The organism is Collinsella sp. AF14-35 (assembly GCF_003464565.1).
Classification (GTDB): Bacteria; Actinomycetota; Coriobacteriia; order Coriobacteriales; family Coriobacteriaceae; genus Collinsella.
The window spans coordinates 23,223-39,800 of record NZ_QRZD01000009.1 but is presented as its reverse complement, the minus strand read 5'-3'; the positions used below and the strand labels follow the sequence as shown (position 1 = coordinate 39,800).

Below are 16,578 nucleotides of genomic sequence, written 5' to 3'. Positions count from 1 at the left end.
CGATGGGAGAAAATCCACGTTCAACTACTCGTCGACGATCTCGGCGAGCCAGACGTTGAGGGTGTCGACCTCGGGGCAGCAGAACTTTGCCGTACCAGGCTCGTTGCCAGGCACGGTTCCGCCATAGCGCAGGATATCAATATAGGGAAAGCCCACATGGCAGGCCATGGCGCACATCTTGCCGCGGTCTCGGTCGAAATCAAAGACGTCGCCCGGCTTGTGACCATGGTGGCAGCGGCACGCACCCAGCTGGTCCACGCAGCTCACGCGGATACGCGGACGCTTGCCACGCGGCGCGCCGAGCGGCTTGTTCTCGCCCGTGGCCTCGGTACCACTCTCGTCGGCGTTACTCATGGTCAATCACATCCAGGCAGGCCTCGATGGGAAGGCCGGCGGACTTATCCTCCTGGTCGGCATTGCGCTCGATAAGCTCGGCTACTACGCGCATGGCATCGCTCGTCGCGCGCTGCAGACTCCAACCTGCCATAACGCGGCCAACGAGCACCGCCGAGAACGTGTCACCCGTGCCCGGGAAATAGACCGGAATGAGCTCAAAGGGAATCGTGAAGTACTCCCCCGCTACATGGTCGTAACCGATAACCGCGTTCGTGCCATTGACCACGGCGCTCGTAATGACCACCGACTTGGCACCCAACTCGCGCACGGCGTCCACAAGGACGCGGGCCTCATCGGGCGTGATCTGCTCTGCAATAGGCGTATCGGTGAGCAGACAGGCCTCGGTGTAGTTGGGCACCGCGTAGTCTGCGCACTCCAGCAGGTGCCGCATAAGGCCAATCGTGGACTCGGGCACGCCGGCATAGAGCTTGCCGTTGTCGCCCATGATGGGATCGACGAACACCTTGGTGCCCTTTTGCGCACGGCGGTGGCAAAAGTCCGAGATGATGCGCGTCTCTTCCTCGGTCACGATAAAGCCGGTGGAGATGGCGTCGAACTCAAAGCCGAGCTCCTCCCAGATAGCGAGACTCTGGCGCACGTACTCCGTGGTGTCGTGGATGTAGAACTTGGGGTAGTTGAGCGTATCGGAAACGAGGGCCGTCGGCAGGTTATGGATACGGTAGCCCATGTGCGACAGCACCGGCAGCATGGCGGAGAGCGCGACCTTGCCGTAGCCGCACATATCGTTGATCAGCAGCAGCTGAGTATTCTTCATGAGGGTCTCCCTTGTTTCGGGTGCGGCGCAGCAGCGCCACAGTGCGACTAAGTGTAGCGCAGGGGACGTTGTGAACGGGCGCTGGCACCGCAGAGGACGAATTGTTGCGGAAAGGTTACGGGAAGGAGGAAGTTAGTCGTTGGGGACGTTCTTAAATGACTAGTCGACACAAGGAGTGTCCCCAAATGCCGGCACATAAGGAACGTCCCTAAGTGCCGCTCGAACATAATAAGTTTGGTACCTTGACATTTATTTACCGTGCTCCTAAATTGGTTAGGCACAAAACAATTCAACTACCTAACTAAAGAAAGGAGCGAAGCTTAGATATGTGTGTTGAACCACTCGTCCTTCCGCATGAGCCCGGCGGTGACCCGTCGCAACCGGTAGACATACCCGAAGCGGTCAGCGCCGAAGACAAACTCGCCAAGCGCATCCTGAGCGGCCTGGGCTTTTGCGGCCATTACATGCATTTTCATGGCGGAGGCGTGTCCGGCAAGGCGCCCATCATCTGCCTGCTGGCCAAGCAACCCGGCGGCGAGATGTCGCAGCAGGAACTCGGCATGCACTTTGACCTCAAGCCGGGGTCGCTTTCCGAGATCCTGTCCAAGCTCGAGCTCAACGGCCTCATCGAGCGCAGCCGTAACCCCAAGGACCGACGGCAGCTCACCATTCGCCTGACCGAAACCGGCCGGGAAAACGCCCGCATCGACCAGGCGGCCCGCATTCGCTTTAGAGAGCAAGCCTTTAGTGCCCTCACCCACGACGAGCGCGAGCAGCTCGCCGAAATGCTCGAGAAAATCCGTGTAACCTGGGAGGAACTGGATGATTAAAACCCTCATGGGAAGCATCCGCGGCTATATGAAAGTCACCGTTGCCACGCCGCTGCTCGTGCTTGGCGAGGTGCTCTGCGAGATGCTGATTCCATTTATCACCGCCAACCTGATCGACGCCATCAAAGACGGCGCCACCGTAGCCGAGATGCTTCCCACCGCGGGCCTTTTGGTGCTCATCGCGCTGACATCGCTTGCTTTTGGCGCCGCGGCAGGCGTCACCTGCAGCCATGCGAGCTGCGGCTTCGCCAAGAACCTGCGTCACGACCTGTTCTACAAGATCCAGACGTTCAGCTTTGCCAACATCGATGAGTTCTCGAGCTCCTCGCTCGTCACGCGCCTGACCACCGATATCAACAACGTGCAGCAGGCCTTTATGATGATCATCCGTATCGCCGTGCGCGCGCCGCTGGTATTGATCTTCGCCTTTACCATGGCGTTTATCATGGGCGGCAGCGTCGCCATGGTCTACCTGGTCATCATTCCGCTGCTGGGCTTTGGACTGTTCTTTATCATCTTTAAGGTGCGCCCCATCTTCTCGCGCGTGTTCCACAAGTACGATGCCCTTAACGAGTCCGTCGAGGAAAACGTCACCGGCATGCGCGTGGTCAAGAGCTATGTGCGCGAAGACTTTGAGAAGGAGAAGTTCGCGACCGCCGCGCGCGACGTCCAGATGGACTTCACCCGCGCCGAGAAGCTGCTCGCCTTTAACAACCCCATGATGAACATCTGCGTCAACGGCGCGTTTGTCGTCATCATCTACCTGGGCTCCAAGCTCATCATCACGAGCCAGGGCACGCTGTTCGACGTGGGCCAGCTCTCCTCGACCTTTACCTATGGTTTCCAGATTCTCATGAGCCTGATGCAGCTGTCGATGATCTTTGTCATGGTGACCATGGCCGACGAATCGGCACACCGCATTGCCGAGGTGCTGGCCGCCGAGCCCACGATCGCCGATCCCGCCGAGCCCGTGCTCGAGGTTGCCGACGGTTCCATCGACTTTGACCACGTGAGCTTTAAGTATTCCGCGCATGCGAAACGCCAGGCGCTCGACGATATCGACCTGCACATTACGAGCGGCGAGACCATCGGCATCATCGGCGGCACTGGCTCGGCCAAGTCCACGCTCGTTAACCTCATCGCCCGCCTGTACGACACCACCGAAGGCGCTGTGCGCGTGGGCGGCGTGGACGTGCGCGACTACGACCTGGACGCACTGCGCCACCAGGTCGCCATGGTACTGCAGAAAAACGTGCTGTTTAGCGGCACCATCGCCGAGAACCTGCGTTGGGGCGACCCGAACGCCACCGACGAGGAAGTCCGCGAGGCAGCGCATCTGGCCTGCGCCGACGAGTTTGTCGACGGCTTCCCCAAGGGCTACGACACCTGGATCGAACAGGGTGGCTCTAATGTTTCGGGCGGTCAGAAACAGCGCCTGTGCATTGCACGCGCCCTGCTGCGTCGCCCCAAGATCTTGATCCTGGACGACTCCACCAGCGCCGTCGACACCAAGACCGACGCTAAGATTCGTGCAGGACTGGCAAGCTATCTGCCCAACACGACCAAGCTCATCATCGCCCAGCGCATTAGCTCCGTGCAGGATGCCGATCGCATCATCGTCATGGAGGGCGGCCGCATCGCACAGATCGGCAACCACGAAGAGCTACTCAAGACGAGCGAGATCTACCGAGAGACCTTTACCTCGCAAAACAAGATGTCTGCCGAAGGTACGCAAGACGCCGACGACGTCTCTGGCGACGCGAACACGGCGGCAGACAACACCGACATGACCGCAACGCAAGCTCAGACCCAGGAAGGAGGCGAGGCACATGAGTAAGGCAACGACCGCCGAGCGCGCGCTCAACCGTAAGGGCGGCACCATGTCGCGCCTCATCAAGACGCTCTTTGGCTTCTATCCCGTGCTTTTGCCCCTTGTCGTCGCCGGCGTGGTGCTCTGCGCCATCATCAACTCCATCGGCGCGACCTTCCTGCAGAGCGCCCTGCAGATTATTAGCGAATCGTGGCAGTCGGGCGATTGGGAAGCCGCACAGCCCAAGATTCTGCAGCTCGTGACCACCCTCGCCTGCATCTACGGCGTCGGTGTCCTGTCCTCGCTCTTCTGGAACCGCGCCATGGCTATCGTCACGCAGGGCTCGCTCGAGAAGCTGCGCGAGATGATGTTCAACCGCATGCAGGACCTACCGATCCGCTACTTCGACACGCACCAGCGCGGCGATATCATGAGCCACTACACCAACGACATCGATACGCTGCGCCAGATGATCAGCCAGTCGCTGCCCAACCTGCTCATGACGATCATCATCATCGTCACGGTGTTCTTTATCATGCTGTACTACAGCGTGTGGATGTGCCTGGTCATCATCGCCGGCGTCGCCTTTATGACCTTTATGACCAAGCTGCTCGGCTCCAATTCCGCGCGTTTCTTCATTGCGCAGCAGACCGAGCTCGGCGTGGTCGAGGGCCATATCGAGGAGGTCATGAACGGCCAGAAGGTCGTCAAGGCGTTCTGCCACGAGTCTGCCGCCGAGGCCGATTTTGACGAGCGCAACGAAAAGCTCTTCGAGGTCTCCCAGAAGGCCAACATGTACGCCAACATCCTCATGCCCATCCTTATGAACCTGGGCAACCTGCTCTACGTGCTGGTCGCACTGGCGGGCGGCATTTTCCTGGCGCTGGGCGTGCCCAACCTGAGCATCTCGGGCATGGCGCTGTCCATCGCCGTCGTGGTGCCGTTCCTCAACATGACCAAGCAGTTCTGCGGACAGATCGGCCAGATCTCGCAGCAGATCAACGCCGTGGTCATGGGCCTCGCCGGCGCCGACCGCATCTTTGAGCTCATCGACGAGAAGCCCGAGGCCGACGAAGGCTATGTGACGCTCGTCAACGCACAGGTGAACCCCGAGACTTGGGAGTTCGAGGAGGCTGACCACCACACCGGCATGTGGGCGTGGAAACATCCGCACCGCGCAACCGGCGAGATCGAGTACGTCCCGCTGCGCGGCGACTTGGTCATGGACAACGTCGACTTTGGCTACACCCCCGACCACGAGGTCCTGCACGGCGTGTCCGTGTTTGCCAAGCCGGGTCAGAAGGTCGCGTTTGTCGGCGCCACCGGTGCCGGTAAGACGACCATCACCAACCTCATCAACCGCTTCTATGACATCGCCGACGGCAAGATTCGCTACGACGGCATCAACGTCAATAAGATCCGCAAGGCCGATCTGCGCCGCTCGCTGGGCGTCGTGCTGCAGGACGTGAACCTGTTCACCGGCACCGTGATGGACAACATCCGCTACGGCAACCTGGATGCGACCGACGAGGAGTGCATCGCGGCGGCCAAGCTCGCGGGCGCAGACGACTTTATCACCCGCCTGCCCGACGGCTACGACACGATGCTCACCGGCAACGGCGCACAGCTGTCGCAGGGCCAGCGCCAGCTGATCTCGATCGCCCGCGCCGCCGTCGCCGATCCGCCGGCGATGATTCTAGACGAGGCCACGAGCTCCATCGACACCCGCACCGAGGCCATCGTGCAGGCGGGCATGGATAAGCTCATGGAGGGCCGCACGACGTTTGTCATCGCACACCGCCTGTCCACCGTGCGCAACTCCGACGCGATCATCTGTCTGGACCACGGCCGTATCATCGAGCGCGGCAACCACGACGAGCTGATCGCCAAGCGCGGGTACTACTACCAGCTGTACACGGGTGCGTTTGAGCTGGAGTAGGAACGGTTACTGACGGAGGGTGCCCCGGGGCGTCGGGGTAATTCCTCCGTGCTCAAACATTCTCGCTTCGCTGCGAAACTGCGCGCGGAGGAAATACCCCGCCGCCCCGGGGCACCCTCCTGCGCGCAATCAGCCCGTTGTTTAAAACGGAATAAAGGTTAGTGAGGCCCTGGCCGTTTGGCCAGGGCCTCGTTTTGTTAGTCTTTTTGGGACGGGGCTTTTTGACTACTTTGAGGGTGCGCAGGCAGGGCGGCGAAAGTAGCTAAAAAAGCCCCGTCCCAAAAAGACTACCCGCGCCAAATGAGCTAGTTGAGGAGTTGGGCCATGGCGTTGACGAATTTTTGGACTTGGAGGGTGGGCTCGAGCGGGTAGTGCAAATAGACCGGCACCTCGCGACCGCATAGAAACGGTACGCCCACAAAGGCCGGGTGCACGCCCGACCACGCTCCGCAGGTGAGCACCGCATCGCCCTTTTCCTCCGCCTCGTTAAAGAGCGCAAAGTCGAAGCTATCCACGTCGATCACGTCCACGCCGCCGTCGGCCAACAGGTCGATGCGCAGGCTGTCCATAGCGTCGTTGCCGTGACGGAGCGCGCGCAGGCGCATGCCCTCCAGGTCGGCAACCGTGATGCGCGTCTTGCGCGCAAGCGGGCTCGTGCGCGGCACATCAATATAAAACGGTACGTTGACGATAAGGAGCTTTTGGCAGGCGTCGCCCCAGCGCGGGGTCGAAAAACTCGACTGCACTACATCCACTTCGCGACCAAGACTGCGCATGACGGTCTCGCGCTCATCGTAGAGGTCACTCACCGGCACAATCTCAAAGCGCAGCGACGGCTCCAGCTCGTGCACACTCGGCCACATCGACAGCGTTTGGCGCCCCGGGCACATCATCGACACGCCCAGACGCACGGCGCCGCCATCGCCCGCTGCGCGTCGGGCACGGCGCAACGCATCCTCGGACTGACGCATGATCGAGCGCGCATCGTCTACCAGCAGCGCACCCGCCGGCGTCACCTTAACGCCCGAATGCGAGCGCTCGAACAACGTGATGCCAAACTCGGCCTCGAACCCCGACACCTGTTTGACGAGAGCCGGGGTCGACACACGTAGTTTTGCCGCCGCGCGCGAGAAGCTTCCCAGCTCCGCGGCGGCCGATATGGCCTCAAGTCGTCGATCGTACACGTCAATCTCCCGTTTTCGCGCCCGTGGCCACATGGTGCCACAGGAGGTTGTTTTCGCAGGTCATGCGCTCAATTGAGAACAAACCTCAATGTACAGTGTAAACCTACGGTTAACGTCATTCTAACAAATATGCAATTCACCTGCGCGAACGCTAAGCATACGATAACCAGCGAAAACCACGTGGGTCGGTTAATGGGAGCGACCCACCGGGAGGCACAAGAAGGGAAGTTCCTATGAGCAACTGGCTTAAGCTCGAGGGCGATGTCTGCGCCGTGACCGGCGCACTCGGCGGTATGGGCGTCGAGATTTGCCGCGAGTTCGCCCGCAACGGCGCCAACGTCGTCCTGCTCGATCTGGACGAGGAAAAGGTCAAGGCCGCAGCCGCTGACCTCGCCGCTGAGTTTGGCATCCACGCCGAGGGCTACAAGATGAACGCCACCGACGAGGCCGAGGTTCAGGCCGCCGTCGATGCCACCATCGCCAACTTCGGCCGTGTCGACGTCCTCGTCAACACCGCCGGTATCCTGCGCTTCGCCGCCATGGAGGACCTGCCGCTCTCCGACTGGAACGAGGTCATCAACGTCAACCTCACCGGCTACTTCATCACCTCGCAGCGCTTTGGTCGCGAGATGATCAAGGCCGGCCAGGGCCGCCTGGTGCACATCTCCACCGTCGCCAGCCACTCCCCCGAGACGTTCTCGGGCGTGTACAGCTCCACCAAGGCCGGCGTCAACATGATGTCCAAGATGCTCGCCGCCGAGTGGGGCCCCTACGGCGTGCGCTCCAACTGCGTCGAGCCCTGCTTCGTTAAGACCCCGATGTCGGCCAACTTCTACGCCGACCCCGAGGTCGAGAAGAGCCGCAGCCGCCTGATCGCCACGCGCCGCATCGGCGAGGTCAGCGATATCGCCAACGCCGTCATGTTCCTGGCGTCCACGCGCTCGGACTTTACCACCGGCGACGCCATCAAGGTCGACGGCGGCTTCTCCAATATGATGGGCGACCTCACCGCCAAGCCCGGCGGCCGTCGCGCATACGCCGACAACTACCTTAAGAACAAGGGTGTCGAGCTTTGGTCCGACGAGTCCGGCGTCGCAAAGCCGACCGATCAGTAAACCAGCCCGACTGGGAGGCCCCGCGGACGCGCCCCTCCCTCCCCCGTATCGATTAGAAAGAGTCCAATGGCTTCCACCAACTCCAATAAGGGTCGCGCCGTCGTGCTTTCTGCCGCGTGCGTCACCATGTTCTTCATCAGCTCCATCGCGCTGTACTCCGTCGTGTCCAAGAATCTGCTCGCCGTCTACCCCGAGTGGTCCAGCGCACTTACCTGGGCTTTCCCGGTCTTCCAGACCATCATGGCCGTGACGGGCATCTTCGCCGGCCGTATCTCCGACAAGATCGGCCCCCGCAACGTCGTGATCGCCGCCGCCGTGTGCTACGGCGTGGGCTGGTTCATGTCCGGCACCGTCACCGAGCCGTGGCAGTTCTACCTGTGGTTCTCGCTCGTCGCCGCCATCGGCAACGGTCTGGGTTACAACCCCGCGCTCACCACCGGCCAAAAGTGGTTCATCGACAAGAAGGGTCTCGCCTCCGGCATCACCCTTGCCGCTTCGACCGCCGGCCCCGCCGTGCTGTCCCCGGTGCTCGCCTCACTGCTCATCCCGAGCCTGGGCATCTTTGGCGCCCTCAAGGCACTCGGCGTCATCTTCTTTGTGACGATCGCCGCCTCCGCCCTGTTCCTGAAGGCCCCCGAGGCCGGCTGGCTGCCCGAGGGCTTCGAGGCCCCCAAGGGCGGAGCGCACGCCGGCACCTTCGGTGACCTCACTCCGGGCGAGATGGTCAAGACCCCGCGCTTCTGGGTCCTCATCGTCACCTTCGCCTTTGCCGCCACCGCGGGTACCCTGCTCGTAGGCAAGGTTGCCTCCATCGCCGCCGTCCAGCTCTTCGCCGACCCCACGAGCGCCGCAGCTGTCGCCCTCGGCGGCGTGGTGGTCTCCGTCAACACCTGCGCCAACCTGGTCGGTCGCCTGTCCTTTGGTCAGATCATCGACAAGCTCGGCGCCTATAAGTCGCTGCTCATCAGCCTTGTCGTCACCATCGTCGCGCTCGTCATCATGTCGATGAGCTTTACGCAGAGCATGTTCTTTGTGGCGCTCGCCCTGCTCGGCTTTAGCTTTGGCGCCCTGCTCGTCATCTACCCGCCGCTCACTGGTGGCGCCTTTGGCACCAGCAACATCGGCGTCAACTACGGCATCATGTTCCTGGGCTATGCCGCTTCCACCTGGATCAGCCAGCCCATCACCGCCGTGCTGTATCACGCCGAGGCCGGCAGCGCCGCCTACCAGCAGTCCTTCTACGGCGCCATCGTGATCGCCGCCACCGCCGTCGTGCTCACCGTCTATATGATGGTCTCCGACAGCAAGAAGAAGTCCGCTTAGTCGTATCGATGTGACAAAGGGACAGCCCCTTTGTCACATTCGGCAGCCACCAATTATTAAGGAGTCGAAATGTCTGAGCTCAACCCCGTCCGCATTGCCGTTATCGGCGCCGGCGCCATGGGCCGCAACCACATCCGCTTTGTCACCGAGGAGCCCGAGGCCGAGCTCGTCGCCATCGCCGACGCCTTTGAGGGCGCCCGCGCCACGGCCGAGTCCGCCGGCGTGCCGTTTTACACCGATCCTGCCCAGATGATGGACGAGGTCAAGCCCGAGGCCGTCATTATCGCCACCCCCAACGACCTGCACCTGGGCGTTGCCCGCGAGGCTGTGAAGCGCAACATCGTACCGCTGGTCGAAAAGCCGATCTCCAACGATCTCGAGGATGCCCAGGCCTTCGCCGCCGAGGCCGAGACCGCCGGCGTGCCCGTGCTCGTGGGCCAGCACCGTCGCCACAACCCGTTTGTGAACAAGGCCAAGGAGATCATCGAGTCCGGCGAGCTGGGCAAGCTCACCGTGTCGAGCTTCCACTATATGATCTATAAGAACGACGAGTACTTCGATGTCGAGTGGCGCCGCAAGAAGGGTGCCGGCCCGATCCTGGTTAACCTGGTTCACGACGTCGACCTGCTCCGCTATCTGCTGGGCGAGCCCGTTGCCGTCCAGGGTATGCAGTCCAGCGCCGCCCGCGGTTTTGAGACCGAGGACTCCGCCGTGGTCAACGTTCGCTTTGCCGATGGCGCGCTCGCGAGCATGACCATCTCCGACGCCACCGCCAGCCCCTGGAACTGGGAGGCGACTGCTCGCGAGGACCCGCAGTACCGCCCCTTCGACGCCGATGCCTACTTTATCGGTGGCACCAAGGGCGCCCTGTCGCTGCCCCGCCTGCACCAGTTCTCCTACGACGGCGCCTCCAACTGGCACAAGCCGCTGCAGATGGAGATTCCGGCCGTCGACCCGGCACTGCCGCACAAGATGCAGCTCAAGCACTTTGTGAAGGTCGTCCGCCGCGAGGTCGAGCCCGTCGTGACCCCCGCCGACAACGTTAAGACGCTCACGCTGCTTAACGCCATCAAGGAGGCCGCCGAGACCGGCCAGCTCGTCGAGCTGTAATGCCTTAAGAGCGGCCGCGGCAGAAACCCCATGCCGAGTCCCTCGGTCCGTCACAAATAAGCCCCTCTTCTTTGCCCCGCGAGCAGCCTCCTGCCCGCGGGGCATTTTGCTACCTTGCCGACGATTTTTCTGGAGCAGGAGCCATTTTGTACCTCAGATTGATTCGTTCGCCACGAAATGGGCCTATCTACTACGTTTAACCGATTGCCCTCAACCATGCCAAATTTCGAGAAATAAAAACCGCAGGTAGACAGGTTGCGCGTTCTCGGAAAACCGGGGATGGTCGACCCATACGGTTCAAACGTAGTAGATAGGCCGTTTTCATGGCGCGGCCCCAAAACAGTCTTTTGGGACGGGTGGTATCCTTGGTAGCCCTGTGCCGCAAACGCACCTCAAACGCAAGGAGTTCCATGGATCTTATCGCCCAGCTCGCCCGCGAGCTCAACCTTAAGGCCGCCAACGTCGAGGCAGCCGTCAAGCTCATCGACGAGGGCAACACCATCCCCTTTATCTCGCGCTACCGCAAGGAAGCAACGGGCGGCATGGACGACGTTGCCCTGCGCGCGCTCGACGAGCGCCTGTCCTACCTGCGCAATCTTGAACAGCGTAAAGAGGACGTCATCCTGCTCATCGACGCCCAGGGCAAACTCACGCCCGAGCTCGAGCAGCAGATTCGCGAGGCCACACAGCTCCAGCGCGTCGAAGACCTCTACAAGCCCTACCGTAAAAAGCGCATGACCCGCGCGCAGAAGGCCCGCGAGGCAGGTCTGGAGCCGCTTGCCAACATGGTCATCATGCAGGCCTCGGCCAAGGGCAGCGCGCTCGACGCCGCCGCGGCATACGTCAACGAGGAGGCCGGCTTCGACACGCCCGAGAAGGCGCTCGCTGGCGCCGCTGACATCGTGGCCGAGACGGTAGCCGAGGACCCCGAGAACGTCGCCGACGTGCGCGCCTTTACGCAAAACACCGCCGACATCGTCGTCGAGGCAACCGACCCCGCCGAGAAGACCCCCTACGAGCCCTACTACAGCTATGACGAGCCGTTGCGCCGTATACCCAACCACCGCGTGCTGGCTATCGACCGCGGTGAGCGCGAGGGCAAGCTCCGCGTGCGCGTGAACGTCGACGGCGTTGCCGCCACGGCGCGCCTCAGCAGCCGTTGGCCCCGACGCCAGGGCGTGTTTGCTCCCATCTTCGATGCCGCCATCGCCGACGGCTACAAACGCCTCATGGCTCCCTCGCTGGAGCGCGAGGCCCGCGCCAAACTCACCGTTCGCGCCCAGACCGAGGCCATCAACGTCTTTGCCAAGAATCTCGAGGGCCTGCTCTCGGCGCGCCCCGTGCGCGGCGCCCGCGTACTCGCGCTCGACCCGGGCTACCGCACCGGCTGCAAGGTCGCCGTCATGGACGAGACCGGCAAGCTGCTCGACCACGGCGTGGTCTACCCCACCAAGCCGCGCCACGACGTCGCCGGCACCAAGCGCGAGCTCGCCCGCCTCGTCAAAAAGGACGGCGTCAACACCATCGTCATCGGCAACGGCACCGCCAGCCGCGAGACCGAGGAAGTCGTCTCGGAGTTCATTGCCGAGCAGGCGCCCAGCCTTCGCTACACCATCGTCAACGAAGCCGGCGCGTCGGTGTACTCGGCCTCCGAGCTCGCGAGCCAAGAGTATCCCGACCTGGACGTCACCGTGCGTGGCGCCATGAGCCTGGGCCGCCGTCTGCAAGACCCGCTGGCAGAGCTCGTCAAGATTCCGCCCCAGTCCATCGGCGTGGGCCAGTACCAGCACGACCTTGACCAGGCCGAACTCTCGCGCACCCTGGGCCACGTGGTGGAAGACGTCGTCAACCGCGTGGGCGTCGACGTCAACACCGCGAGCGCGAGCCTGCTGGGCTACGTGTCGGGCATTACGCCGAGCGTGGCCAAGAACATCGTGGCATACCGCGAGGAAAACGGCGCCTTTACCGATCGCCGCCAGCTCAAGAAGGTCCCCAAGCTGGGACCCAAGGCATACCTCAACGCCGCGGGCTTCCTGCGCATCAGCGGCGGCAAGAACCCGCTCGACGCGACAAGCGTCCACCCCGAGAGCTACGAGGTGGCCACGTCCGTCCTAGAGCGCGCAGGCGTTAAAGCCAGCGAGCTCAGCCGCGGTGGCGTGCCCGACATCGAGCGCCGCCTGGGCAGCATCTCGGCGCTGGCAAGCGACCTGGACTGTGGCACCCTGACGCTCATCGACATTGTCAACGAGCTCAAGAAGCCCGGTCGCGACCCGCGCGACGACGCGCCCGAGGTGGTCTTTAGCCGCTCGGCACTTTCTATTGACGACCTGGAGCCCGGCATGGAGCTCAAGGGCACGGTGCGCAACGTCGTCGACTTTGGCGCCTTCGTCGACGTGGGCGTGCACCAGGACGGCCTCGTGCACATCTCCAAGCTGGCCAACCGCTTCGTCAAGCACCCCAGCGACGTGGTGCGCGTCGGTGACACGGTCAAGGTGTGGGTTGAAAAGGTCGATCGCGACCGCAAGAAGATCTCCCTCACCATGGTGCAGGGGAAGTAAACCGCCAAGCAAGGGTCCCCCCTCTCGCGACGTGCAAAATGGCGAATATTCAGCATTTCCCGATAGCACCGCGGCACCTCGGAGAACCATAAAAGCAAAAACGGCCCCCGTTTTGGCGTTTTTAGAGCCAAAACGGGGGCCGTTCCGTGCTTCGACCAACTGGTAAAAGCTGGTAAAATCTGATAAAAGCCTTTACCGTGCTGAATATTCGCGATTTTGCACGTCGCGAGAGGGGGTACCCTTGCTTACGGCAGGATATGGAAGCCCAAAGCGGCGATATCCTTGGCAAAGCCGCGCACGGTGTCGAGCGAGACCTCGTACGGGTCGCGACCGATGTTCTTGCGCTTGGCCAGGATGCTGTTGGGCACCGTGATGATCTGGCAACCGCAGGCTTCGGCCTGGTAGATGTTGATGAGCTCGCGCGTGGACGCCCACAGGACCTCGCAGTTGGGCTTGGCGGCGGCCTTCTTAACCGACTCCGTCATAAACGGAATGGGGTCAACGCCGGTATCGGCGATACGGCCGGCAAAGAGCGAGATGATAGACGGCGTCTCGGCGTCAACGGCCTCGACCATCTCATCGACCTGCTCGGGAGTAAAGATGGTGGTAACGTTGACCTTGATGCCGTCGGCCGAAAGCTTGCGCACCAGCTCGGCGGTGGACTCGCCCTTGGTAGTCACGCACGGAATCTTGACGTAGACGTTCTCGGCCCAGGCAGCAATCTCGCGGGCCTCGACCTCCATGGTCTCGACGTCGTCGGCAAAGACCTCAAACGACACGGACACATCGATGATGTGGGCCAGGACCTCCTTGGCAAACGCGCGGTAATCCGTCACGCCGCCCTTCTTCATAAGGGACGGGTTGGTCGTGAAACCCTGAACGTTGCCGCTCTCGTACATGTCGAGCATGCCCTCGAGGTTTGCACCGTCAGCGAACACCTTGATTGCCATCTGCCTGATTCCTTTCGTTAGCATACGGCCGATAAACTGCTAAACACTTTATCTACGTTTATCAAGGCGTGAACTGCGGTTTTTTATCTTCTCGGCGAACGGTTTTGCAGATTTACCATTTTTATATCGACGCCCCAGCGGCAAAACGTTTTTGCCGATCATCGCGGTTGATTCCGTTCGCGGCGCAGAGACAGCGCTTCACCGGTGCGTTTTCACAACCAGTCCAAAACAAAAAGCGGTGACGCCTCATTTGAGACGTCACCGCTTCCGTGTAGGAGCCGGTTATCGGAGCTCCGCCCGATTAGGGCTTAACGTATGCCTGGATTACTCTTCCTCAACGTGATTGATCACAGCACCCTTGGTGTGGATGAAGTTGGGGACGAAGGCGACGATCAGAAGGACAGCAAGAATCGCGTAGACACCGGTGGTACCGAAGGCCTCGGCAGCGCGGCCAAGCGTAATGCCAATGACGGAGAAATCAAAGTCGCCGAACGTAGTGTTCTTGAAGCCAAAGACGTCAAGAACGGGCAGGAGCAGGGCCGGGGCAAAGGTGATGAGCAGGCCGTTGACGAAAGCGCCAAGAGCTGCGCCCTTGCGACCGCCGGTAGCATTGCCGTAGATGCCCGCGGTAGCACCGCAGAAGAAGTGAGGAACCATGCCCGGGATGATGAAGATGCCCAGGGTAGCGCCCACGATGAACATACCGACCACGCCACCGATAAAGGAAGCGACAAAGCCGAGGATGACGGCGGTGGGAGCATAGGGGAAGAAGACGGCGCAGTCGACGGCGGGGATGGCACCGGGGATCAGCTTGTTGGAGATGCCCTGGAAAGCCGGGACCAGGTCGGCAAGGATCATACGAACGCCGTTATAGACGATGGTGACACCAACGGCAAAGGACAGGGCACAGGTCAGGGCATAGACAATCACGTTGTCGCCGCCAGCGGTCTTGGTAACGACCGCAGGATCTGCGATGTAAGCGGCGAAAGCGGTAACCAGGTAGAAGAAGGCCATGGTAAGAGCCGTGGAGATGGTAGTGTCGCGCAGGAAGGCGAACTTCTCGGGAACCTCGATCTTCTCGGTGCTGTTCTCCTCGGCGTCCTTAGCAAAAAGCGTACCGACTGCAGCGGAGATGTAATAGGCGAGTGAACCGAAGTGGCCCATGGCGATTTCATCGCCATCGGTAACCTTCTCGGTGAAACGCTGACCAACGGCGGGAAGCATAGCGCTCACGAGGCCCAGGAACATGCCGCCCACGATGACAAGCTGGACATCCTGGAAGCCAGATGCCTGCAGAACGGCAGACAGCAGGCAGGCCATAAACATGCTGTGATGGCCCGTCAGGAAGATGTACTTAAACTTGGTAAAGCGGGCAATGATAATGTTCACGACATAGCCGAGAATCAGGATCATCATGGTCTGAACGCCGAGGACGCTCTGAGCCATCGAAACAACGACCTCGTTGTTGGGCACGACGCCGGTGATGTGGAAACCGGTCTCGATGAAGGTACCCAGCGGAGCAAGGTTCTCCTGAACAACAGCGGCGCCGGCGGACAGCATGATGTAACCAAGAATGGGCTTCAGGGTGCCCGTCATCACCTTGTGGGCAGGACGCTTAAGCGCGACAAGGCCCACAAAGGCAAATAGACCCATAATCCACGCTGGCTTGGTCAGAATCGATTGGATAAACTCAAGTATGGGAAGGATGGCTTGCATCTGCGCTTCCTTTCTCTCTAACGTGGGCGCGTTTCCCTCTTCCACAGGGAACCGCCCTTTTTTGTGCCGCTTTAGGCGTTAGCGGCGGCCGCCTTGATTGCCTCGAGGGCGTCTTCGCGGATCTTCTTCTTGTTCACATAGCTGCGAACGATCACAACGTTGCCGTGGAGCTCGGGGGCGAGTTCTTTAACGGTGATGAACAGATCCGGATTTGCGGAAGAAGCACCGTTCAGGTCCATAGACTCAACGTCGGCCTTGATGCCCTCCTCCTCGCAAAGCTCCTCGACTTTGCCAGCGAGCATCAGGCTGGACCCGATGCCGTTTCCGCATACGGTGATGATATGCATGGCAACCTTCCTCTCCTACACGTGACGGTTTTCCGTCTATCCAAAAGCGGCGACGCATCGCCGTGCCATTAAGGCCTAAAAGAATGAACGCATGGTCTCCAAAACCTGCTCGGGCGTATCGCATGCGCTGAGCTTGGCAACGCAGTCCTCGTCCTCGAACATCTGCGAAAGCTCCGCCAAGCAGCCAAGATGAGCCTTGGGGTCGGGTGCGCAAATACCCACGAGCACGTGAACCGGATCGAAATCCTCGTGTCCAAACGCAATGGCAGGGTCAAGCGTGACGATACAGATCCCCGCTTCACTCACATTGCCATCTGCCTGAGCGTGGGGCATGGCGATGCCCTCTTCCAAGACCATATAGGGGCCGAATTTGTGAACCGGTGAAATCATGGCGTCAACATAGCTCTGGTCGCATTTGCCAGCGTCTACGAGCAACTTACCGCATGCCTTGATCGCTTCCTCCCAGTCGGAGGCCTCGACGTGGCAGGCAACAAGCTCGGGCTTAAGAAGATCGGTCAGCATGCT

14 protein-coding genes are annotated in these 16,578 nt (G+C 61.1%); 7 read left to right on the top strand and 7 right to left on the bottom strand.

Features of this window, described 5'->3' with window-relative positions; all coding sequences use genetic code 11:
• Positions 1-24: 24 nt before the first annotated feature.
• Both DWW12_RS04460 and DWW12_RS04455 read right to left on the bottom strand, forming a co-directional pair.
• A complete protein-coding gene (locus DWW12_RS04460) occupies positions 25-354 on the bottom strand; it encodes a TIGR04076 family protein (protein WP_199570679.1) in 330 nt (109 codons plus the stop codon).
• Positions 347-1,171, bottom strand: a complete 825-nt coding sequence (locus tag DWW12_RS04455; protein WP_117776559.1) for a PfkB family carbohydrate kinase — start codon at positions 1,169-1,171, stop codon at positions 347-349. Before DWW12_RS04455 ends, DWW12_RS04460 begins: the two co-directional genes overlap by 8 nt.
• Positions 1,172-1,497: 326 nt before the next feature.
• Between DWW12_RS04455 and DWW12_RS04450 the strand changes: the two genes are divergently transcribed.
• From DWW12_RS04450 to DWW12_RS04440, 3 genes are read left to right on the top strand one after another with little or no spacing between them, the layout of a single operon-like run.
• Entirely contained in the window at positions 1,498-2,001 is a 504-nt protein-coding gene (locus tag DWW12_RS04450) for a MarR family winged helix-turn-helix transcriptional regulator (RefSeq protein ID WP_117800283.1), read from the top strand.
• Entirely contained in the window at positions 1,994-3,838 is a 1,845-nt protein-coding gene (locus DWW12_RS04445; protein WP_233544229.1) for an ABC transporter ATP-binding protein, read from the top strand. Before DWW12_RS04450 ends, DWW12_RS04445 begins: the two co-directional genes overlap by 8 nt.
• Positions 3,831-5,750: an ABC transporter ATP-binding protein gene (locus tag DWW12_RS04440; RefSeq protein WP_117716362.1), complete on the top strand. Its 1,920-nt coding sequence runs from the start codon at positions 3,831-3,833 to the stop codon at positions 5,748-5,750. Before DWW12_RS04445 ends, DWW12_RS04440 begins: the two co-directional genes overlap by 8 nt.
• A 305-nt stretch (positions 5,751-6,055) precedes the next feature.
• Here DWW12_RS04440 and DWW12_RS04435 read toward each other — a convergent pair whose 3' ends face one another.
• Positions 6,056-6,934, bottom strand: a complete 879-nt coding sequence (locus DWW12_RS04435; protein ID WP_233540354.1) for a LysR family transcriptional regulator — start codon at positions 6,932-6,934, stop codon at positions 6,056-6,058.
• Between the two features lie 233 nt (positions 6,935-7,167).
• Here DWW12_RS04435 and DWW12_RS04430 point away from each other — a divergent pair, with 233 nt between their 5' ends.
• The 4 genes from DWW12_RS04430 (at position 7,168) to DWW12_RS04415 (ending at position 13,040) form a co-directional block, all read left to right on the top strand.
• Positions 7,168-8,049, top strand: coding sequence for an SDR family NAD(P)-dependent oxidoreductase (locus tag DWW12_RS04430; protein WP_117843256.1), 882 nt, complete (start codon positions 7,168-7,170; stop codon positions 8,047-8,049).
• Between the two features lie 66 nt (positions 8,050-8,115).
• Positions 8,116-9,372, top strand: a complete 1,257-nt coding sequence (locus DWW12_RS04425) for an MFS transporter (protein ID WP_117843257.1) — start codon at positions 8,116-8,118, stop codon at positions 9,370-9,372.
• Between the two features lie 69 nt (positions 9,373-9,441).
• On the top strand, positions 9,442-10,482 hold the full coding sequence (locus tag DWW12_RS04420) for a Gfo/Idh/MocA family protein (protein ID WP_117843258.1): 1,041 nt from the start codon (positions 9,442-9,444) through the stop codon (positions 10,480-10,482).
• Positions 10,483-10,892: 410 nt separating this feature from the next.
• On the top strand, positions 10,893-13,040 hold the full coding sequence (locus DWW12_RS04415) for a Tex family protein (protein ID WP_117855184.1): 2,148 nt from the start codon (positions 10,893-10,895) through the stop codon (positions 13,038-13,040).
• A 245-nt stretch (positions 13,041-13,285) separates the two neighbouring features.
• Here the strand turns inward: DWW12_RS04415 and DWW12_RS04410 are convergent, their stop codons facing one another.
• From DWW12_RS04410 to DWW12_RS04395, 4 genes are all read right to left on the bottom strand, one after another.
• The gene (locus tag DWW12_RS04410) at positions 13,286-13,990 is read right to left on the bottom strand and encodes a transaldolase (protein ID WP_233544228.1); all 705 of its coding nucleotides are present in this window, start codon (positions 13,988-13,990) and stop codon (positions 13,286-13,288) included.
• Between the two features lie 324 nt (positions 13,991-14,314).
• Entirely contained in the window at positions 14,315-15,706 is a 1,392-nt protein-coding gene (locus tag DWW12_RS04405) for a PTS ascorbate transporter subunit IIC (RefSeq protein ID WP_117635569.1), read from the bottom strand.
• Positions 15,707-15,777: 71 nt separating this feature from the next.
• On the bottom strand, positions 15,778-16,053 hold the full coding sequence (locus DWW12_RS04400; RefSeq protein ID WP_022094539.1) for a PTS sugar transporter subunit IIB: 276 nt from the start codon (positions 16,051-16,053) through the stop codon (positions 15,778-15,780).
• Positions 16,054-16,128: 75 nt separating this feature from the next.
• Positions 16,129-16,575, bottom strand: a complete 447-nt coding sequence (locus tag DWW12_RS04395; protein WP_117855180.1) for a PTS sugar transporter subunit IIA — start codon at positions 16,573-16,575, stop codon at positions 16,129-16,131.
• Positions 16,576-16,578: the final 3 nt, after the last annotated feature.